Origin of the sequence: Dyadobacter bucti, assembly GCF_005869225.1 — a bacterium.
Lineage (GTDB): Bacteria > Bacteroidota > Bacteroidia > Cytophagales > Spirosomataceae > Dyadobacter > Dyadobacter bucti.
Genome location: NZ_SWFP01000002.1, coordinates 505,913 through 527,608, shown reverse-complemented (window position 1 = coordinate 527,608; position 21,696 = coordinate 505,913). Strand labels below are relative to the sequence as shown.

Sequence of the window (21,696 nt, the reverse complement as noted above, 5' to 3'; positions counted from 1 at the left end):
ATAATGATTTATTGGCCCCTAGTCAAATGATCTTCGGTTACTTACGGCAATTGTAACTTATAATACCTGGTCTCGAATTCTCCGTGGAAACAGAGGTGCCGAAGGTTTCTGTATTGCTGTAAAATTTATCTTTAAGAAACTCCAGCCATCAAAATAAAGACACCGGATCTCATGGATTACAAGACAATCAGGGAAATATTTTATGAACACAAAGGAGATCTGGTATATAAGTGGGATCATTATGTCCGGAATGATTTTCACGGCCGACTGAACAACCCCGACACTTTTATGAAGAAGTCCAGGAACCTGGTCGACTCATAGTATGAAAGCCATATTAATGACAAAAGGAAGCTGGAAGTCAATGAGATAAGCACTGTATTTCTTTTTACGATTCGGTGGTGGTTTTTGAAAAAGAGAAACGCAAAAACCCGTTTCATATCCAGATCGGGAACAAGACCATTACACCCTACGAACCCGTAGAGCTTAAAAAAGCATCGCTGTTTTCGGTACTTAAATCAAAAATATACGGAAAGGAAAAGCACAGCTTCGAAGTAAATGACGGCGGGATTATTGAATCGTAAGGTCAGGCATTTTCCAGGAGAAAACCGGGATCAATGCCTAATTTTTTGTACGCCGCTTTAAGGAAAGCCACGTCTGGTTCGCGCTTTCCTGTAAGTATCTGGGACAATTTTGGTTTCCCCAGTCCCAGCATTTCCGCGAGGGCTGCCTGTGTCAGTTTAAGCTGAAAACGTTTCAATTCAACCATTTCGCGAATGGTTTTCGGCATGGGAAATGGGTAGTAAGTTGCCTCATAAGCTTGCACAGATAAAGCCAGCTGCTCAATCCGCTCTGCTTCCGGACCAGTAATAAGATCCTCTCCTTTTTTCATCAAAACATCAATGTCGCTTAGTGCTTTTTGATATTCGGTTTCAGATTTCAGGTTTTTCATATCAGTTATTATAATGTTGATAAATCTAAATCGTCGTATTCTTGATGAGTTCCGACGAAACGGATATATAATGTTCTCTTCCTAAAAAATATTCGTGCGACGAGCCGGCAATTGTTTCCCGAAATATTAAACACGAACAGCCCATTGCCGACAGAATCCACCGAGTTAAAGGTTTTTCTGACATCGCTAAAATTTGACCAATCTGCCGACAAAGTGTCCCGGTACCATTTTTCTAATGCATTCCGAAGCTTCGGATTTTTAAAGCAAAAATCCCTGATCGGTTTTGAGAGATAATTATCATCTAGTGTGTGGTGGTGAGTATGATTCCAAAATTAAAACATATATTCAAATACTGAAATAGTGTTTCAATATTTGAAATAATTCACCTATTTGGCATGAATGTCTAAACCCTTACAGCCTATTTCAAGGCCTCCCGTCTTCCCACAAATTTTCTGCCTCTTTTCTCGCGGATGGGGGTAGCCCTGCCGGAAAATTGTCTTTGTATCAAATACTATCAAGCTCACGAACAAAGAAACAATGAAACCGCAACTGGCTCCGGCGCGTTGGTACCGCATCATACCGATCGTTTTTGTTACCTATAGTCTGGCTTATCTGGACCGTGCGAACTTCGGTTTTGCCGTTGCCGGCGGCATGGCCGATGATCTCAATATTACAAAAGGGACTTCGTCTTTGCTGGGGTCGCTGTTTTTTCTGGGTTACTTTTTTTTCCAGATCCCCGGGGCGCAATATGCTGCTCATAAAAGTGCTAAAAAGCTGATATTCATATCGCTGATCAGCTGGGGAGCGCTGGCTACTGCTACCGGAATGGTAAGCAATGTGCCGCTGCTGATCGCGATACGGTTCATGCTCGGTGTGGTAGAAAGTGCAGTGATGCCAGCTATGCTGATCCTGCTGAGCCAGTGGTTTACAAAAAAGGAACGTTCGCGGGCAAACACTTTTCTGATCCTCGGTAATCCCGTAACGGTATTGTGGATGTCGGTAGTCTCCGGTTATCTGATCGAATCCATGGGTTGGAGATGGATGTTTATAATTCAGGGTTTACCGGGTATCATCTGGGCGTTCGTATGGTGGAAAATGATTGATGAAAGACCTGCGGAAGCCAACTGGCTCACGGAGCAGGAAAAAGAAGATGTAGAGGAGGAGCTTAGAAAGGAGCAGCTCGGTATCAAACCGGTTAAAAATTATGCGGAGGCTTTCCGGTCACCGACGGTAATTTTGCTATGCCTGCAATATCTGCTGTGGAGTGTAGGCGTTTATGGTTTTGTGATGTGGTTGCCGTCGATCATCAAGGCTGCGCCGAACATGGATATTGTAACTACGGGCTGGCTGTCGGCGGTACCTTATGTGCTTGCAATCGCGGGTATGCTCGCGGCTTCCTATTTTTCGGATAAAACACTCAACAGAAAGATATTCATCTGGCCGTTTTTGTTGGCCGCGGCGGTGGCATTCTTGGGTGCATACTGGCTTGGTAACAGTAATTTCTGGGCGTCGTTTGTATTGCTGATCATAGCGGGAGGGGCTTTATATGCGCCTTACGGGCCATTTTTTGCGGTATTGACAGAGATCCTCCCCAAGAATGTTGCCGGCGGCGCGATAGGCGCGATCAACAGTCTGGGTGCTTTGGGCTCTTTTGTCGGATCGTATCTGGTGGGTTATCTTAATGGCAGTACCGGCGGGTTTGAGGCGTCTTATATTCTGATGGCTGTGGCCTTGCTCCTGGCAACTCTGCTGATCATTGTAGTAGTTAAAGCACCGGAGAAGCCGGTTGTGGAGGAGGTGGTGGCTTGATTTTCTCAGCCCGGCCGAGTGTCGTCAATGTCACCCCGCCGGGGTTTAGAGGTGTTCGGTCAGCCGTTTTGTTACAAAAATTTCAGCCCGTCGGGCTTTTTACAATCTTTCCGGTCATGCAAATAGCAATCCTGAATGGATGTCATTATTGTTGAACAAAAATGTCACCCCGCCGGGGTTTAGAGATGTTCGGTCAGCCGTTTTGTTACAAAAATTTCAGCCCGGGCTTTTTAAAATCTTCCGACGATGCAAATAGCAATCCCGAAGGGATGTCATTATTGTTGAACAAAAATGTCACCCCGCCGGGGTTTAGAGATGTTCGGTCAGTCGTTTTGTTACAAAAATTTCAGCCCGTCGGGCTTTTTACAATCTTTCCGATCATGCAAATAGCAATCCCGAAGGGATGTCATTATTATAGAACAAAAAATTTCACCCCGCCGGGGTTTAGAGATGTTCGGTCAGCCGTTTTGTTACAAAAATTTCAGCCCGTCGGGCTTTTTACAATCTTTCCGATCAGGCAAATAACAATCCCGAAGGGATGTCATTATTGTTGAACAAAAATGTCACCCCGCCGGGGTTTAGAGATGTTCGATCAGCCGTTTTGTTACAAAAATTTCAGCCCGTCGGGCTTTTACAATCTTTCCGGTCAGGCAAATAGCAATCCCAAAGGGATGTCATTATTATAGAACTAAAATGTCAGCCCACCGGGGTTTAGAGATGTTCGGTCAGCCGTTTTGTTACAAAAATTTCAGTCCGTCGGGGTTTTTACAATCTTTCCGGTCAGGCAAATAGCAATCCCGAAGGGATGTCATTATTATAGAACGAAATGTCACCCCGGCGGGGTTTACAGATTTTTGGTCAGCCGTTTTGTTACAAAAATTTCAGCCCGTCGGGCTTTTACAATCTTTCCGGTCAGGCAAATAACAATCCCGAAGGGATGTCATTATTGTTGAACAAAAATGTCACCCCGCCGGGGTTTAGAGAGGTCCGGTCAGCCATTTTGTTACAAAAATTTCAGCCCGTCGGGCTTTTTACAATCTGTCCGATCAGGCAAATAGCAATCCCGAAGGGATGTCATTATTATGGAACGAAAATGTCACCCCGCCGGGGTTTAGAGATGTTCGGTCAGTCGTTTTGTTACAATAATGTCACCCCGTCGGGTTTAGAGATGTTCGGTCAGCCGTTTTGTTACGAAAATTTCAGCCCGTCGGGCTTTACGAAATCTTTCCGGTCAGGCAAATAGCAATCCCGAAGGGATGTCATTATTATAGAACGAAATGTCACCCCGCCGGGGTTTAGAGATGTTCGGTCAGCCGTTTTGTTACAAAAATTTCAGCCCGTCGGGGTTTTTACAATCTTTCCGATCATGCAAATAGCAATCCCGAAGGGATGTCATTATTATAGAACAAAAATGTCACCCCGTCGGGGTTTACAGATTTTTGGTCAGCCGTTTTTTACAAAAATGTCACCCCGCCGGGGTTTAGGGATGTTCGGTCAGTCGTTTTGTTACAAAAATTTCAGCCTGTCGGGCTTTTTACGAATCTTTTCAATCAGAGAATAGCAATCCCGAAGGGATGTCATTATTATAGAACGAAATGTCACCCCGCCGGGGTTTAGAGATGTTCGCTCAGTCGTTTTGTTACAAAAATTTCAGCCCGTCGGGCTTTTTACAATCTTTCCGGTCATGCAAATAGCAATCCCGAAGGGATGTCATTATTATAGAACGAAATGTCACCCCGCCGGGCTTTATGGAATTTTTCCGGTCAGGCAAATAGCAATCCCGAAGGGATGTCATTATTGTTGAACAAAAATGTACCCCGCCGGGGTTTATGGAATTTTTCCGATCAGGTAAATAGCAACCCCGCAGGGGTGACATGATAGATTGCGCAAATCATCGTTTTCCCTCTTTCCCGGATTAATTAAAAAATAAATTTGAAAAGTGAAGTGGTGCAGCGCCGTGGTTGGGTGTATTTATTTCAGAAGAACCTGGAATATATCATGGACAGCAACTTAATAGAAAAATTTTTCAGAGGAGAATGTTCTCAGGAGGAGGTTGCAGCGGTATTGGACTGGTTCGCGAAGGAAGAACTTGACCCGACGGGAGAAAGTGAACTGTACCGTTTCTGGCAGGAAGCGGGAAAAGAAAAACAAAAAAAGAATTTCCAGGCGGATGCTGACCGGATGTTGTCTGGAATTAACAAGGTTATTGATAGCCGGGAAAGTGGACTGCCGGTACCGGCGGAGCCTGTTCTTTCTCCCGATAACGACATAGACCAGATCATAAAACCCGTTCGATGGAACTGGGTACTCAGGGCTGCCGCGACGGTTTTGCTTCCGTTGGGTTTGTTCTGGCTATATACCCTTTACAGTGCAGGGGATGAACAATATATTTCAAAACTGGTGACGGTAAGTGCATTGCCCGGCACACGCGAAACCGTGGATCTCCCCGACGGCACGCGGGTAGTGCTCAACACAGGAAGCACCATTACCTATCCCGAGTCCTTCCCCGACACCATCAGGGAGATCGAATTGAAAGGTGAAGCTTTTTTTGAGGTAAAAAAAGATAATAAGCGGCCGTTTATCGTTCGAACTGAAAATATTGCCACCCAGGCGCTGGGTACTTCTTTTGATATAAAACACAGGGAAAAGAACGACGAGATCTCCGTTGCGCTCACCACAGGATCGGTGAAAATCGATGAGAAGAAAGAAGGTGAATCCGGTCAGATCGCCAGGCTCAGTCCTGGGCAGCAGCTGGTTTACAATAAAGAAAGCCATGCCTACCGGGTCGAAGCTTTTGACCCGATGGAGGTGTCATCCTGGCAGAAGGGCGTGCTTTATTTTAAAAAGGCAAGCCTGAACGAAGTAGTCCAGAAACTGGAAAACTGGTATGGAATAGAGATCGAGATTGTCGGGAAAGTTTCTTCCAAAGAACGAAAAAGCAAGTACACCGGCTCCTACGACAACCAGAGCCTCGACGATGTGCTCAAAGGGATCAGCTTTGTGAAAAAGTTCTCCTATGAGAAGCAAGGCAACAAATTGGTGCTCAAATTCAACTAAAACCGGAAGGAATTATATGATGTAAAAATACTGTAGGATAATACAGTTAGGCTTCGGGAGAGAAGCCTAACTGCACAAGTCTCAGAAAAGAACGGATGTTGGCGCATAATGCTCTTAAAGACTTGTGTTTTAATTTTTATCTCTAAAAATTTCAAACTGTCCAAATTTATGGAATATAATTTAAACTATCTATTCCGCAGGATAGCGGGAAGGATTTTATTTACACTTCTCATTTTTCTGTGTTTTCTGACCAATCTGCAAGCTTCGGGAGGGCAGGGCAGGTTTAAGAACATGAAGGAGACAAAAGTCACATTGTATTTTACCAATGCACCGCTGCTGGAGTTTATCAGGAAAGTGGAGGCAGAAACACCCTTCAGGTTTACATTCGACGAACAGGATGCTTTATATAAAATTCCGATATCCGTAAGGGCCAGAAACGAATCGCTGGACAAAGTCCTGGCCCGGGTCTCTTCTTCCACCCGGCTGGAGTTCAAGCAGGTGAACAATAACATTCACGTACGTTTGCGCGACTTTACCGGCCAGGGACCGTCGGTAACCTCCGAGGGGTTTTCGGCCATTGACATTACCGGGAAAGTGACAAACGATAAGGGCGAAGGACTACCCGGGGTCACGATCCTGGAAAAAGGCACCACAAACGGGACGGCGACAGATGTTAACGGCAGCTTCTCGATCAATACCGTCAATAGCAATCCTGTGCTGGTAATTTCCTATGTAGGTTTTCAAACCCAGGAAGTGGTGGTGAACAGCCAGACGGTTTTCAGCATCACTCTAAAAGAAGACATCAAAGCATTGGAAGAAGTGGTAGTGATAGGGTATGGAGCGGTGGAAAGGAAAGATCTTACCGGCTCGGTTTCTTCGGTCAGTGCCAAAGACATCAAGGATTTGCCGGTCGCCCGCATCGACCAGGCGCTGCTCGGAAAAGTACCGGGGGTGCAGGTGATCCCGATAACCGGTGAGCCGGGCGCGGCCCCGCAGATCAGGATCAGGGGCGTGGGCAGTATTTCGGCGGGTTCGGGGCCGCTGTATGTGGTGGACGGTTTCCCGATCGACAATATCCAGTCCCTGAACCCGAATGATATCGAAAGTATGGATATTCTGAAAGATGCCTCTGCAACAGCGATTTATGGTTCCCGCGGGGCCAATGGTGTGATCATTATCAATACCAAAAGAGGGAAGGCCGGAAAGACCAAAATCTCTTTTGATACATACACAGGCTGGCAACAAGTGATGAAAAGGCCTCAGTTTCTGAATGCAAGGGAACAGGCTCAATATTACTACGATGGAATCCGCAACAGAAACATCGATAATGATTATGATGTTTCAGGTCCTCATGAAAACTGGACATTGAAGGTTCCGCAGACGCCGCTGGACGTACTTTCCGGCAAAAATACCTATGATGTGGACGCGCTGGATGCGGTGTTGCGGACTGCGCCTCAGAGCCAGTACCAGCTTTCAGCGGCTGGTGGTACCGAAATGGTAAGGTTCGCGCTCAGCGGTGAATACCTTAATCAGGAAGGGATCATTCTTAACAGTGATTTCAACAGATATTCCCTCAGGGGTAATATCGATGCGCGGCTTACCAAAAAACTGATGGTAAAAATGAATATGAACGCTTCCATGACCGACAGCCGGAGCATTACCGCGAGCGGCGGGGGAGGGGGAGAGAATGAAGGGGTGATAGCCCAGGCTGGTTCAGCGATGCCTTACTACCCGCTTTTCAATCCGGACGGAAGCTATTTTGTATATAATAACATTGACGCATCGACAGTACTGCTGAATCCCGTGGCGGTTGCGAACGAGATAAATGCACGTCAGAAACGTGTACGTATGTTGGCTAACGTTACCGGAGAATATTCGTTTACCGATAACCTCAAATTGAATGTAATGGTGGGCGCCACGACGGAATATCTGAAAGGGATGAAATTCAGGCCTTCCCTTCCAGCATTTTTCGGCGGCCCGGCAGTAGGCTCCGACAATACTTCGAATATGCTGAACTGGATCACTGAAACGACTTTGAATTACGTCAAATCATTTGGCAAGCATAACATTACCGGGCTGGCTGGTTTTACAAGTCAGAAAGAAAATTTCCAGACCAATTCGCTCAACAGCAACAGGTACCCCAATAACCTTGTGCCGACGCTGAGCGCGGTCAGCGGGATATTGACCGGAGGATCTTCTGACGAGGGCGAATGGTCGCTGGTGTCTTACCTGGGCAGGTTCAATTATAACTACAACAGCAAATATTATCTCACGGCTTCGATCAGGACAGACGGTTCTTCGCGGTTCGGGTCAGAAAACAAATACGGGCTTTTCCCCTCAGCGGCAGTGGCCTGGCGTATTTCGGATGAAAATTTCCTGAAAGATGTCCGCTTTTTGAACGAGCTGAAACTGAGAGGAACGTACGGAGAAACGGGAAATAACAACATTGGTAACTACGAACATTTTGCGACCATCACTTACGAGCGCTATATCCTTGGCGGTGCGCAGGTGGGCGGATATGCACCAGGCAAGCTGGCAAACCCGAACCTGACCTGGGAAAAACAGAAATCGATGAATTTCGGAGCAGATGCTTCATTTTTTAACCGAAGAATAACAGTTACGCTGGATCATTTCCGGTCAAGAAATACGGATTTGCTGCTGAATGTGAATGTGCCGGACATCACAGGTTTCAGTACCGCCCTGAAAAACATAGGCGAAGTGAAAAACACCGGCTGGGAATTTGTGCTTGGGACCGTGAACCTCGACGGCAAGTTCAACTGGACCACGGACATCAACTTTTCGACCTACAAAAATAAGGTTGTAAAACTTGGGCCGACCGGTGATCCGATCATTTCCAACACCAACATTACGAGGATCGGTCAGCCTATCGGTATGTTTTACGGCTTTTTAACAGATGGTATTTTCAGGAACCAGGCTGAAATTGAAGCTGGCCCGATTTTCAGTCCCGGCGGCATCGACAGGTCGCGTCCGGGGGATATCCGGTTCAAGGACGTGAGCGGCCCTAACGGCACACCCGACGGTATCATCAATAATTACGATAACACCATCATGGGAAGCCCATACCCCGATTTTTATTATGGTGTGACAAACAACTTCAGTTACAAGGGTCTTACGCTGAGTGTGAGCCTGCAAGGTTCTCAGGGAAATGAGGTATTCAGCACGGCCAACAACATCAGGCTCCTTACCCGGTCGCGCAGCCGGACACTGGATACCCAGCGGAACTACTGGAAGTCGGAACAGGATCCCGGCGATGGCGTAACCCCAAGACCCAACGACCAGCCAACCGGCGGTATCCGGCTCAACAGCCAGAGATATATAGAATCCGGCTCATATCTGCGGATCAATAACATAGTACTCGGCTATTCCCTTCCCGTGACGCTCGTGGAAAAGATCAGGCTGAGCTCGCTGCGGTTCTATGTGACGGCCAACAACCCTTTCATTTTTACGAAGAACACTTCCTTTAATCCCGAAGTGAGCAACAGTGCAAGTGCATTGAACCCGGGCATCGATTTGAACAACTATCCATTGCCAAAGAGTCTGATCATTGGCGTGAACATCGGATTTTAAAGGGCCTAATACTTAAAAAACTACGGATATGAAAAAAATATTAAGTATCGCCGCCATGACTGCTTCCCTTCTTTTGGGTTCATGCGGCAAGGATTTTATAGACCTGCAACCGGTTTCCACTGTGAGTGTCGATGTGTTATATAAAACGGATAAGGATTTCCAGGATGCGGTGATCGGCGGTTATGCAACCCTTCAGACACAGTACCAGACTTTCTGGATCTTCGGCGACATCCGCGGCGACGATGCCGAGCAGCAGATCGTGAAAAACGATGCATGGTCTACTTCAGATGCTTTTCTGCTTTTCAGCGATGCGAATATCCTGCGGGACAGCTGGCGGAACTATTTCTCGATCATCAACCGGATGAATACCATTCTGGTCAGGATAGAGGATGCGGATCCTGCTGTGGTGACCAATAAAAACCGGCATGTTGCGGAAGCTAAGTTCCTGAGAGCACTGGCCTACTTTGATCTTGTAAGGATTTTCGGGGATGTGCCGCTGCTTACCCGGCCGATCACAACGGACGAAGCGTATAAAACAAAAAGAGAGAGTGCAGACGCGATTTATGACCAGATCATCATCAGGGACCTGATCGATGCGGACCAGGGATTATTGGCAAAATACTCGGGCACGGAAGTCGGCAGGGCGACAAAAGGCGCGGCGAAATCCCTGTTGGGTAAAGTTTATCTCACCCGCAAGGATTTTGTGAAGGCAGAAGTTGCCTTGCAGGAAGTAACTGCAATGGGTTACAGTCTTCTAACTAATTATAACGATCTGTTTGACTACACTAAGGATGAGCATCACAGTGAGTACATATTTGATATTGAATATGATGAAAACAAAGGAGAAGGAAGTGTTTTTACAAACCGGTTTTTACCAAATTCAAATCTGATGGCCCAGAACTTCGGCGTACAGGGAGTAGGTACGGAAACAAACTCTCCGTCGGATGAACTGATATCGCTGTTTGTGGCGGGTGATCTCAGAAAGGATGTTTCGGTAGGTGTAAAAGGAGGTTTTATTGACAAAAATGGCGTGTTTGTTGCATTGCCGCAGTCCACTTCCCAGACCTACACCAAAAAATACCTGACTGCCGAACCAGCCTTTGAAGACAGCCGGGCAAACTGGAAGGTGACCCGTTACGCAGATGTGTTGCTGATGTATGCAGAGGCGCTGAATGAAAACGGTAAATCCGCCCCGGCGCATGATATGATCAATATGGTCCGCAAGCGTGCGGGAGTACCGGCTTACGCAGGTCTGACCCAAAGTGATCTTCGTGAGAAAATTTATCTGGAAAGAAGGCTTGAACTATCATTTGAAGGTCACCGGTGGTTTGATCTCGTGCGGACGGGAAGGGCGTATGAGAAAATGAAATCCAAAAATATGCAGCCTTTCATGAATGTTTTTGCGATACCCCTCGGCCAGTTACAGGTCATCAACGACGAATCGATTTTTGCGCAAAACCCGGGATATAATTAACAGTATTCAAATTTTTATTGCAGTTAATGATTTGCAAATTATGGACAGAAGAGATTTTATAAGGAATACGTCGGTGGCCGGTGGAGCGCTCAGCCTGGTCGGATCTTCGGCTTTTGCCGGTATGCTCAGGCCGGAAGACGATATCTGGTTTGATAAGGCCATGCGCTGGGCCCAGCTCGCATTTGTAGAAAATGATCCGGGAAACTACGACCCTGACTTCTGGCTGGACTATTTTCGGAAGATACACGCCGACGGGGTGCTGCTGAGCGCGGGCGGCATCGTGGCGTTTTATCCTACCAAAATACCCTTGCACCATAAAAGCCCCTGGATGAAAGATACCGATCCGCTGGGGTACCTCGTAAAGGAATGCAAGAAAATGAATATGTCGATCATCCTGCGCACAGATCCGCATGCGACCCGGCAGGACATGTACGATGCACATCCTGATTACATTGCGGTAACCGCAGACGGACAAAAAAGACGCCACTGGGCCAATCCCGAACTTTGGGTGACCTGCGCGCTGGGCCCATACAACTTTGATTTCATGACCAAAGTGAACCAGGAGATCATGGAGCTGTACAGTCCGGACGCTATTTTTTCCAACCGCTGGCATGGACACGGGGTTTGCTACTGCGAGCATTGCAAGAAAAATTTTAAAACCGCTTCCGGCCTCGATCTCCCGACCAAAACCGACCGGCTCGACCCGGTTTTCCAGAAATGGTCACTGTGGCAGACAGACCGTCTGAAAGAATTGTGGTTTTTATGGGACGGCGAAATAAGAAAACAAAAAGCCACAGCCCGGTTCATACCCAACGGTTTCCCCGACAAATTACTGACCGGGAAACACTCCGATTTCTTTTTTGCAGACCAGCAGGCGCGGAGAGGGGTGATACCACCCTGGTCTAATGCCATGGGCGCCAAGGAATTACGGGCCGGACTTGGGATGAAACCGCTCGTCGGGATTTTCAGTGTAGGGATTGAAGAAGAATTCCGCTGGAAGGACTCGGTGCAGAATGATGCCGAGATCAGGATCTGGGTGGCGCAGGGTACAGCCAGTGGGATGAAGCCTTGTTTTGTGAAATTCGGCGGGAATATTTTCGATAAACGCTGGATGGACGCGGTGGCGAAAATGTACCAGGGTTATTATAAAAATGAACAATACCTCAGAAATACAGCGCCGGTTGCCCGGGTAGGTATGGTTTACTCCGAACAGACCAACCGGAAATACGGCGGAAAACCCTGGCAGCAAAGGCATCAGGAGCATACGCTGGGCATGTACCATGCGCTGGTGGAAGACCATATGCCTTTTGAAATGGTCAACGACAAGCTGCTGGATGCCGAACATCTGAAACCATTCAAGCTGCTGGTGCTGCCTAACATTGCTGCATTGTCCGATGCCCAGTGCGACCAGCTCAGAAAATTTGTGGAAGATGGAGGAAGTCTGGTGGCAACTTTTGAAACCTCACTTTACGACGAAGAAGGCAAGGCCCGGTCAAATTTTGCGCTGGCAGATCTGTTCGGTGTGGCTTATGACAATGAAGTGGAAGGCCCGATGCGGAACAGTTATATGCATTTCAAAAAGGATGCAAAAACCAACCAGTTTCATCCGGTTTTGAAAGGCCTGGAAAATACACCTCGGATCATCAACGCCATTCACCGGGTGAAGGTAAAATCGACTTCTGACGCATTTCCAAGCCCGGTAACGCTGGTCCCGACCTACCCCGACCTGCCGATGGAAGATGTATATCCCCGCGTTCCGGAAACCGATATCAGGGACCTGTATCTGCGTGAAGTGGGCAAAGGCAGGGTAGCCTATATTCCCGGAGATATCGACCGTTCGTTCTGGCAAATGCTCAATACGGATCATTCTTTGCTGCTCCGCAATACCATCCGCTGGGCTTTGCAGGAAGAGCCGATCGTGACGATTAGCGGGCCGGGAATCTTGGATGTGGCGGTTTGGCAGCAGAAAAAATCGATGACCGTTCACCTTGTCAATCTTACCAACCCGATGATGATGAAAGGGCCTTTCCGGGAGCTTTTCCCCGTGGATGCGAAGGTCAGCATACAGGTTCCGGCCAATAAAAAAGTATCTGCGGTACATCTGCTTATGAGCGGCACCAAGCCGTCTTTCGAAAACAAAAACGGGAGGATTACCCTGGACGTAACAAAAATCATGGATCACGAAATCGTGGCACTGGATCTGGCATAAGATGCGGTCGTTGTTATCAAACAAAATTGTAATAGGATATGAATTGGATACAGGTTATTGACCCATTTAACAACATTGCTTTATCGGCCCTGGTAGCTGTAATCCCTATTTTGTTCATTTTCTGGGCCCTGATCATTAAAAAAATGAAAGGGTACAAGGCCAGCCTGCTGGCAACAGCCATTGCCATTCTGATTGCGATACTGGTTTATGGCATGCCCGTGAAGCTGGCTCTGCTATCCACAGCCAACGGTGCACTATATGGCTTGTTTCCGATTTGCTGGATCGTGATCACCGCTGTGTTTCTTTTTAATATAACTGTGGAGAGCGGCCAGTTTGAGATCATCAAACACTTTATGGCTTCCATTACCTCCGACAGACGGTTGCAGGCGCTGCTCATTGCTTTTTCATTTGGTTCTTTTCTGGAAGGCACCGCGGGTTTCGGGGCGCCGGTGGCGATTACTGCTGCAATGCTGGTGGGGCTGGGCTTTAATCCTTTGTATGCGGCCGGGATCTGTCTGATCGCCAATACTGCGCCAGTCGCATTTGGCGCAATTGGTATCCCGATCACCGTGGCTTCACAGGTTACTTCCATTCCCGAAATGGCGATATCGCAGATGGTAGGAAGGACGCTGCCGATCCTGTCGGTGCTGCTGCCGTTTTATCTGGTGATGCTGATGTCGGGGTACAAAAAGACGATGGAAGTTTTTCCGGCGATCCTGGTGTCGGGCATTTCGTTTGCATTTATTCAGTGGTTTTCATCCAATTATCTCGGCCCGGCCCTTCCCGACGTGATCGCTGGAATCGGATCGATCGTGTGTCTCATCGTTTTTCTGAAATTCTGGAAACCCAAAACCACCTGGCGGTTTGCCAATGAACCTGCACCGGTGATCAATACGGATATCAGCTATTCCGCCGGGCAGATCATCCGGGCGTGGTCACCATTTATTTTACTGACTATCATGATCATCGCCTGGGGTATGGCGCCGATCAAGGAAGTGTACAATGCGGTTGGGCAATTCACTTTCGAGTTTCCAGGGCTGCACAACGAAGTTACGGACTGGAGCGGAGCTCCGATTGCCCATATTTTTAAATTCAATTACCTGTCGGCTTCGGGGACGGCGATATTGCTTTCGGGCATTATTTCCATTCCGCTGATCGGGCTGTCGTTTGGCAGGGCTTTTGAGATTTTCCTCAGTACGCTGGACCAGCTCAAATTTCCGGTTGTTACCATTGCATCCGTTCTGGGTTTTGCGTACATCGTCAATGATTCCGGGATTACCATCACCATGGCTGAGGCCCTGGCCAACACAGGTTTCATGTTTCCTTTTTTTGCGCCCATACTCGGCTGGCTGGGTGTTTTTATTACAGGTTCGGACACATCGGCCAATGCTTTGTTCGGTAAACTTCAGGCGGCGACAGCTACTTCCATCGGTGTGGATCCTGTGGTAACGGTTGCTGCTAACGTCTCCGGCGGGGTAGTTGGCAAAATGATCTCTCCCCAGTCGATAGCCGTGGCGGCGGCTGCGGGGCAGCTGGTCGGAAAGGAATCGGAGCTTTTCAGGTTCACGGTCAAGCACAGCTTTTACATGCTGATCTTCATCTGCGTGATCGTGCTGGCCCAGGCCTATGCGTTCAGCTGGATTATCCCTACCTATGAAATGATCAGCACAAAGGCAGCGGCAGTCACGCCGGATTTTACAAAAGGATATACCTATCTGACAGTATTATTGGTGGTTCTGATTGCTTTTTCTGCTACAATCCTTTTTATGAGAGATACCAGGACCGAAGATCAGGAACGGCAGATTTTATCAAAATAATAATCAATATAAAAACAGTATGCAGGATTCATTAGTCAAATACATGAAAGTGGGTTTGGTACATTTCATGGCCTATCCGTCCACATTAAAAGGAGAAGGGCCGGTAGTGGAGACAATAAAGAAAGTTGCGCTGGACGAGTATTTTACCGCCATTGAAATCACCACGATCAAAGATAATGAGGCGCGGCAGAAGGTAAAACAAATGCTGGAAACCGCGCACATGACCGTTACTTATGGTGCCCAGCCGAGGCTTTTGACCACCGGCCTCAACATCAATGACCTCAACGAAGAGGGCAGGCAAAAAGCTTTGGCAAATCTGAAAGAAGGCATTGATGAGGCTTATGAAGTAGGTGCTGTGGCTTTCGCTTTCCTGAGCGGCCGGTACGAAGAGGCTACCAAAGAGGAATCCTACCAGGCGCTTGTAAAATCCACCAAAGAAATTTGCGCCTACGCCAAAAGTAAGGGAGGTATGCGGATTTCGCTGGAAGTGTTTGATTATGATGTAGATAAAAAAAGCTTAATCGGCCCGGCAGATCTGGCGCTGCGTTATGCGAAAGAAATCCAGGAAGAGCATGACCATTTTGGGCTGATGGTTGACCTTAGCCACATTCCCCTGATCCACGAAACGATCGAAGAATCGCTATTGCCGGTGAAGGATTACATTGTGCATGCCCACATCGGAAACTGCGTGGTAAAAAGTCCCGATCTGCCTGCCTACGGAGATGTGCACCCGAGGTTCGGCTTCCCGAACGGCGAAAACGATGTGCAAGAAGTGGTGGATTATCTGAAAGTGCTGCTGGATATCGGCTATCTGAATACCGAAAATCCGCCGATCGTCAGTTTTGAGATCAAACCTTTCGGGGATGAGGACGCTGATATTGTGATCGCAAATGCCAAGCGGACTTTAAATGAAGCGTGGGCGAGGGTGTAAATGCAGAAATCGCTCTTTAAATTAGCGATGGTAATGGTATCAATTCTGGACTAAAAGTAAAGTATGAAGATTGTAATTTTGGATGGCTACACATTGAATCCGGGGGACCTTTCCTGGGATGGGTTGAAGGCGCTCGGTGACGTTACGATTTATGACAGGACACCGGCAGCCCAGGTGGCGGAACGTGCGGCAGGCGCAGAAGTGGTTTTTACCAATAAAACTCCGATAGGCGAGGATGTCCTGAACCAGCTTCCTGATCTGAAATTTATCGGCGTGCTGGCTACCGGCTACAATGTGGTGAATACTGATGTTGCGAAGGCAAAAGGCATAATCGTCGCCAATGTGCCCGGGTATGGTACTACTTCGGTTGTCCAGATGACTTTTGCCTTGTTACTGGAACTTTGCCAGCATGTAAAACACCATAGTGATGTGGTAAGGGAAGGCAAATGGGCCAGGTCCGCGGATTTTTGTTTCTGGGATTTTCCATTGGTGGAGCTGGCCGGGAAAACGATCGGTATCATTGGTTTTGGAACCATCGGGCAGCAGGTAGGGGATGTGGCCACCGCTTTTGGAATGAAAATAATCGGTAACAGCCGTACCCGCACCGACCAGTCGCACCGCCATAATTTCAAATGGGCGGACGTGCCCGAACTGCTGGAACAATCGGACGTGGTCAGTATCCATTGTCCGTTATTCCCTGAAACAAAAGGGCTGATCAACAAGGAAAGCTTAAAGAAAATGAAGCCTTCTGCATTTTTACTGAACACTTCGAGAGGTCCGATCATCGTGGACGAAGACCTTGCCGACGCGCTGAACAACGGAGTGATCGCCGGTGCGGGAATCGATGTATTGTCAGTAGAACCACCGGCTGCCGACAATCCGCTTTTCACTGCCAAAAACTGTCTGATCACACCGCATATTGCGTGGGCAACCAAGGAAGCGAGAGCGAGATTGATGGACATTACGGTAAGTAACCTGTCAGCTTTTATCAATGGAAGCCCGGAAAATGTGGTAAATAAATGATATTGTTTGTGCTCCTCCACTTCGGCCGTCGGGCGGTTGAAGTGGAGGAGTGAATTCGAGTTTCCTTAGTTTCAAAAAGTAGCATTCTTCCGTTTCCTGCCATTTGCCCCAAAATAGGGGAGTGGGATTACTATGTCTTTTTTATGTCCTTAAATCCGACTACCATGAATAGAAAACCGTTTTTGCTGATCACCTGCTTCGCCCTGTTACTGGCGTCTGGTATTTTTTCCGGGCTTTTTGCCCAGGCACCGGCTGCTCCGAAACCCGTCGATCTTTCCAAAATTGATCCGGGCAGGTATGACGCAAGCTGGTGGAACCGGGCTCCTTACCGTCTCGTGCAGACCAATCTCCGCGAAATAGATGCGACCATGGATGTCGATGCCTATGTGCAGTCGATGGTAGATGCATCTGCTAATATTGTATTGATCAATGTAGGCGGTATTGTCGCTAATTACCCGACGGAGCTTCCTTTTCAGTTCAGGAACAAATATATGAAAGGCGATCTGGTGGGCGATCTGATCAAAGGGCTTCATGCAAAAGGGATCAAAGTGATCGGACGGTTTGATTTCAGCAAGATCAACGAAACTTTGGCCGCCAAAAAACCGGAATGGCTCTACGTTTCCACTGAGGGAAAAAATGTAAACTACAACGGTCAGGTGCATACATGTCCGAACGGAGGCTACCAGCAGGAATATGGGAAGGAGATACTGAAAGAGGCGATCAGCAAATATCCGCTGGACGGGGTTTTCTTCAACATGATCGGGTACACGGTTTCTGATTACAGCGGTAATTATTATGGCATTTGCCAGTGCGACAATTGTAAAAGAAAATTCCACGATTCTACCGGGCATACCTTGCCCGTGAAAGCGGATATGAACGATCCGGTTTACAGGGAATATAACGATTTCAAAAAGACCACTGCCGATAAGCTTTTTAAGGAAATTGGTACACACATCAAAACATTGAACCCAAAACTGATGATCAATACCTATGCCGATGCCGGTGTGGACATGATCGCCAGCGAGTCGGGTTCGGAGCTCAGGCCGGAAGAATGGAATTATTCCGCAACGGATAATGTCAAACGTGTTCTCGGGTCGTACAAGGACCGGTCTCCGGGTAACCTGCTGATCTATTTTCAGGCCATTGGCTACCGGCACGTAGGTACTTCGCCTAATCTTGCAAAAGTGTGGATGCTGGAAAACATGCTGCACGGCGCGCCCCTGGGTTTTGTAGTGGTGGGCACGCTGGTAAATTATGAAGACCGGATTTTCATTCCACAGCTCAATAACCTGTATGGTTTTCACAAAAAGAATGAAAAGCTTTTTACAAATGTGCAGGCAGTCAATAAGATAGCGCTTATAAGAGGTTCCCGCAATGAATATGAGGGCATTATCAAACTACTTTCGGAAGAACACATCATGTACGATATCATCGATCCGTCGGCCCTGGGAACCGAACGGCTGCCCCGGAAACTGGAAGATTATGAGGCGGTTATCCTTGGTGATGTGAGCAATATGGATGAGCGTGTGATCTCGGTGATTGATAATTATGTAAAAAACGGTGGTAAAATATTGTCGACCGGCTTTACGTCCACAAAAGACGCGTCGGGCAAGCCTCTGAACGAGATTAGGCTGCAATCGCTCGGTGTGGCTTCTTATGAAGATTTTCAGCGTGCCAAATCGACCTACCTTAAAATTTCAGATACGGACAAGACGGTTTTAGGAAAAACGGAGTTCAAAGATTTCAGTATCATGATGATGTACTCCAATTTCCTCAAATGCAAACCTGCTGCCAGCGCAAAGGGATTCATGAAATTTGTACCCGCCACAAGATTTGGCCCGCCCGAAAAAGCATACTATACCGAAGAAGACATTACAGATTTTCCCGGACTGATCACGAATGCTTATGGTAAGGGCCAATCGGTATTTATTCCCTGGGAGCTGGGCGCGCAGTACCATTTCAAAGGTCATTATATGCACAGGACACTTTTTGTGTCGGCGCTCACGAAGCTCTTGAATGTGGAAAGGACAGTGGTAACGGACGCTTCGCCCCTGATCGAAATGTCGCATCTTGCCAACAGGAACGGAGCGTTTGAGTGGCTTGGGATGATCAACCATTCGGGGCAGATCGGCGGCTCGCTGCGCGAACCGGTCACGATCCACAATACCAACATCCGTTTCAAACCTGCAAAACCAATCAAGCAGATCAAGCTAATGACCTCCGGCTCAAATCTGACTTTCAAGCAAACCAATGGCTGGGTAGAATGCAAGCTGCCGCAGCTCGGGGATTTTGAAATGTTGCTGTGTTTGTATGAGTCTCTTTGATCGGCCGGAGGCCTTAGAATAGGTGTCCGAAGCAGGGGCTTCGAACCATTTAAAATTCAAGATTCACACACTCACACACTCACACACTCACTCATTCACTCATTCACTCATTCAATCATTCAATCATTCAATCATTCAACACTCACTCATTCACTCATTCACTCATTCACTCACTCACTCATTCACTCATTCAATCATTCAATCATTCAATCATTCAATCATTCACTCACTCACTCATTCAAAACTAATCCCCCATGCCCCTACATCTTCCAAGCCTTTGTCTTCTTTCGTTGTTGCTGGCCGGGAGTGGTTTGCAGCTCGTGATTGCCCAGAAAGCCGCCGTCAGCGTCCAGACAGACGCTCCGGGGAATCAGCTCTCCTATGTCAGTGACCTGATAAAAAAGGCTGGGGGAAGAAGTAAGACAGGTGAAAATATTGCGGTCCGGATTATTTCTGATTCTGCTGCCGCGGTAAAAATAGCGGGGGATGAAAATTTGAAAACGCCCGAAAACCTGGGTTGGCAATGTTATGCAATACGGGTTAAGAAAAGCGGGAATAAAAAGAATATTTACGTGCTGGCGGGTGACAAAACGGGCGCGATGTACGGCGGGCTGGATGTTGCGGAGGCAATCGGTATCCAAACCATCGGTGAAATGCCGGACTCGGATCACAAACCCTATCTCGACCGCAGAGGCATTAAATTCAATATTCCTCTCGATCTGCGCACACCCAGTTATACGGATCCGAGCGATGCAGCACAGCAGAACATCCCGAATGTCTGGGAGAAATCGTTCTGGGCAGCCTATCTGGACGAAATGGCGAAAAACCGTTACAATGTATTGAGCCTGTGGAGTTTGCATCCTTTTCCATCTATGGTGAAAATTCCGGAATTTCCTGAGGTAGCATTGAATGATGTGTGGCGGACAAAGGAGAAATTCGATGACGGGTACAGTCACATGGGGATCAATTTCGTTCGCCCCAACCTGCTGAAAAATGTCGAGGTGGTAAAGAAAATAAGCATTGATGAAAAGATCGCTTTCTGGAAGGACGTGATGCAGATGGCCAGCGACCGGGGCATTGAGGTCTATATGTTTACATGGAATATTTTTACAAACGGTGCGGAGGGGAAACACGGAATTACGAACCGGCAGGAGAACGACACGACAGTGGCTTATTTCAGGGCGGCTGTACGGGAAATGGTGCATACTTATCCACTTCTTGCTGGTATGGGAATTACCGCCGGGGAGTCAATGAACGGGAAGCTGACCGGTGAGCAGGCCAATGAAAAATGGCTCTGGCGTACCTACGGAGAGGGAATCCGGGACGCACTGCAAAAGGAGCCGCAGCGCAAGTTCAGGCTGATCCATCGTTTTCACCAGACATCTTTGAGTGGTATCAAAGAGGCCTTCCGCGATTATCCGGGCACTTTTGATCTGAGTTTGAAATATGCCATCGCCCACATGTATTCAACTACGAACCCACCATTCGTAGATGCTGCAATGCCGCTGCTTTCGCAAAAAACCAAAAGCTGGCTGACGATCCGCAATGATGATATTTATAGTTTCCGCTGGGCCAACAATGATTTTGCCCGGCAGTTTATCAAAAACATTCCCGAAGTTGAGAAAATCGCAGGCTACTATATGGGTCCGGACGGCTACAACTGGGGCCGCGACTACCTCACAAAGGGGCCGGAACATGAGCTGATCCTGCAAAAGCAATGGTATTCCTTTATGCTTTGGGGACGGCTGAGTTATGACCCGGAGCTGCCTGACCATGTTTTTATCAAAACCCTGCAGACCCGGTTTCCGAAAATAGATGTACAAAAGCTGTACAAACCATGGTCTGCTGCTTCTATGATCTTCCCGTGGATAACCCGGTATGTATGGGGCGATATCGACCTGAAATGGCTGCCGGAAGCCAATATCAGCCACCCGACGCACAAAGGATTTTTCACCGTCGGGGATTATATAGAGCGGGAGCCGATGCCGGGAAGCGGAATCAGGAACATTTATCTCTGGGCGCAGTACAAGCATGAAGGGAAAAAGGATTCGCTGCAATCGCCGCTTTCGGTGGCGGATACACTGTCGAGACTTTCGCAGGAAGCATTAGCCGGCCTGAAAGCTTTGCCTGAACGCAAAAGCGGCTCGTTTACCGAACTGGACCAGACGCTGGGAGACATAGAAGCTTTTGCCCATATCGGCAACTATTATGCGTTGAAAATGAAGGCGGCATGCAGTCTTACCTTATTCGATCAGTTTGGAAATGAGGCCGATAAAACCAAAGCAGTGGCTTATCTCGAAGAGGCGAAAACGCATTGGGCCAAATACGCAAAGGTCTACGATTCATTATACAAACCTGCACTTTACAACCGGGTAGGGTTTGTGAATATTCCCGAACTGATCAAAAAAGTGGACGCGGATATTGTCATGGCGAAGGAATGGAAGCCGGGCACGACGAAGTACAAGGTGAAAGTCACAACCGAAAGACCGTTCAGGAATTGAAATAATACGTTATC

14 protein-coding genes are annotated in these 21,696 nt (G+C 47.7%); 12 read left to right on the top strand and 2 right to left on the bottom strand.

Annotated elements, in window-relative coordinates:
- The first annotated feature begins 171 nt into the window (after positions 1 to 171).
- Complete coding sequence (locus tag FBF61_RS34515) at positions 172 to 321, top strand: hypothetical protein (RefSeq protein ID WP_166444450.1); 150 nt, start codon at positions 172 to 174, stop codon at positions 319 to 321.
- A 77-nt stretch (positions 322 to 398) separates the two neighbouring features.
- On the top strand, positions 399 to 581 hold the full coding sequence (locus tag FBF61_RS07365) for a hypothetical protein (protein ID WP_138476559.1): 183 nt from the start codon (positions 399 to 401) through the stop codon (positions 579 to 581).
- 2 nt (positions 582 to 583) lie between these two features.
- Here FBF61_RS07365 and FBF61_RS07360 read toward each other — a convergent pair whose 3' ends face one another.
- Positions 584 to 949 carry a helix-turn-helix domain-containing protein gene (locus FBF61_RS07360; protein WP_138476558.1) on the bottom strand — a complete coding sequence of 122 codons (366 nt, stop codon included), beginning with the start codon at positions 947 to 949 and terminating at the stop codon, positions 584 to 586.
- Between the two features lie 8 nt (positions 950 to 957).
- Positions 958 to 1,227 carry a type II toxin-antitoxin system HigB family toxin gene (locus FBF61_RS07355; protein WP_138477079.1) on the bottom strand — a complete coding sequence of 90 codons (270 nt, stop codon included), beginning with the start codon at positions 1,225 to 1,227 and terminating at the stop codon, positions 958 to 960.
- A 259-nt stretch (positions 1,228 to 1,486) separates the two neighbouring features.
- On the opposite strand from FBF61_RS07355, the gene FBF61_RS07350 reads away from it, so the two are divergent.
- From FBF61_RS07350 to FBF61_RS07305, 10 genes are all read left to right on the top strand, one after another.
- A complete protein-coding gene (locus tag FBF61_RS07350) occupies positions 1,487 to 2,758 on the top strand; it encodes an MFS transporter (RefSeq protein WP_138476557.1) in 1,272 nt (423 codons plus the stop codon).
- Between the two features lie 1,932 nt (positions 2,759 to 4,690).
- A complete protein-coding gene (locus tag FBF61_RS07345; RefSeq protein ID WP_138476556.1) occupies positions 4,691 to 5,815 on the top strand; it encodes a FecR family protein in 1,125 nt (374 codons plus the stop codon).
- A gap of 168 nt (positions 5,816 to 5,983) precedes the next feature.
- Complete coding sequence (locus FBF61_RS07340) at positions 5,984 to 9,403, top strand: SusC/RagA family TonB-linked outer membrane protein (protein WP_138476555.1); 3,420 nt, start codon at positions 5,984 to 5,986, stop codon at positions 9,401 to 9,403.
- Between the two features lie 28 nt (positions 9,404 to 9,431).
- Positions 9,432 to 10,877 (top strand): RagB/SusD family nutrient uptake outer membrane protein, encoded by a 1,446-nt coding sequence (locus tag FBF61_RS07335; RefSeq protein ID WP_138476554.1) that lies wholly within the window; start codon positions 9,432 to 9,434, stop codon positions 10,875 to 10,877.
- Positions 10,878 to 10,917: 40 nt separating this feature from the next.
- Positions 10,918 to 13,086 carry an alpha-amylase family protein gene (locus tag FBF61_RS07330; RefSeq protein ID WP_138476553.1) on the top strand — a complete coding sequence of 723 codons (2,169 nt, stop codon included), beginning with the start codon at positions 10,918 to 10,920 and terminating at the stop codon, positions 13,084 to 13,086.
- 38 nt (positions 13,087 to 13,124) lie between these two features.
- Positions 13,125 to 14,903, top strand: a complete 1,779-nt coding sequence (locus FBF61_RS07325; RefSeq protein WP_138476552.1) for an L-lactate permease — start codon at positions 13,125 to 13,127, stop codon at positions 14,901 to 14,903.
- 19 nt (positions 14,904 to 14,922) lie between these two features.
- A complete protein-coding gene (locus FBF61_RS07320) occupies positions 14,923 to 15,834 on the top strand; it encodes a sugar phosphate isomerase/epimerase family protein (protein ID WP_138476551.1) in 912 nt (303 codons plus the stop codon).
- Positions 15,835 to 15,897: 63 nt separating this feature from the next.
- Positions 15,898 to 16,857 (top strand): D-2-hydroxyacid dehydrogenase, encoded by a 960-nt coding sequence (locus tag FBF61_RS07315; protein WP_138476550.1) that lies wholly within the window; start codon positions 15,898 to 15,900, stop codon positions 16,855 to 16,857.
- Positions 16,858 to 17,021: 164 nt separating this feature from the next.
- On the top strand, positions 17,022 to 19,181 hold the full coding sequence (locus tag FBF61_RS07310; protein ID WP_166444449.1) for a family 10 glycosylhydrolase: 2,160 nt from the start codon (positions 17,022 to 17,024) through the stop codon (positions 19,179 to 19,181).
- Between the two features lie 254 nt (positions 19,182 to 19,435).
- Positions 19,436 to 21,682, top strand: a complete 2,247-nt coding sequence (locus FBF61_RS07305) for a carbohydrate-binding family 6 protein (RefSeq protein ID WP_138476548.1) — start codon at positions 19,436 to 19,438, stop codon at positions 21,680 to 21,682.
- The last annotated feature ends 14 nt before the right edge of the window (positions 21,683 to 21,696 follow it).

Bases quoted from the DNA above. Each gene is read 5' to 3' on its own strand.
- FBF61_RS34515 (WP_166444450.1), top strand. From the start codon at position 172: ATGGATTACAAGACAATCAGGGAAATATTTTATGAACACAAAGGAGAT.
- FBF61_RS07360 (WP_138476558.1), bottom strand. From the start codon at position 949: ATGAAAAACCTGAAATCTGAAACCGAATATCAAAAAGCACTAAGCGAC.
- FBF61_RS07350 (WP_138476557.1), top strand. From the start codon at position 1,487: ATGAAACCGCAACTGGCTCCGGCGCGTTGGTACCGCATCATACCGATC.
- FBF61_RS07340 (WP_138476555.1), top strand. From the start codon at position 5,984: ATGGAATATAATTTAAACTATCTATTCCGCAGGATAGCGGGAAGGATT.
- FBF61_RS07335 (WP_138476554.1), top strand. From the start codon at position 9,432: ATGAAAAAAATATTAAGTATCGCCGCCATGACTGCTTCCCTTCTTTTG.
- FBF61_RS07330 (WP_138476553.1), top strand. From the start codon at position 10,918: ATGGACAGAAGAGATTTTATAAGGAATACGTCGGTGGCCGGTGGAGCG.
- FBF61_RS07325 (WP_138476552.1), top strand. From the start codon at position 13,125: ATGAATTGGATACAGGTTATTGACCCATTTAACAACATTGCTTTATCG.
- FBF61_RS07320 (WP_138476551.1), top strand. From the start codon at position 14,923: ATGCAGGATTCATTAGTCAAATACATGAAAGTGGGTTTGGTACATTTC.
- FBF61_RS07315 (WP_138476550.1), top strand. From the start codon at position 15,898: ATGAAGATTGTAATTTTGGATGGCTACACATTGAATCCGGGGGACCTT.
- FBF61_RS07310 (WP_166444449.1), top strand. From the start codon at position 17,022: ATGAATAGAAAACCGTTTTTGCTGATCACCTGCTTCGCCCTGTTACTG.
- FBF61_RS07305 (WP_138476548.1), top strand. From the start codon at position 19,436: ATGCCCCTACATCTTCCAAGCCTTTGTCTTCTTTCGTTGTTGCTGGCC.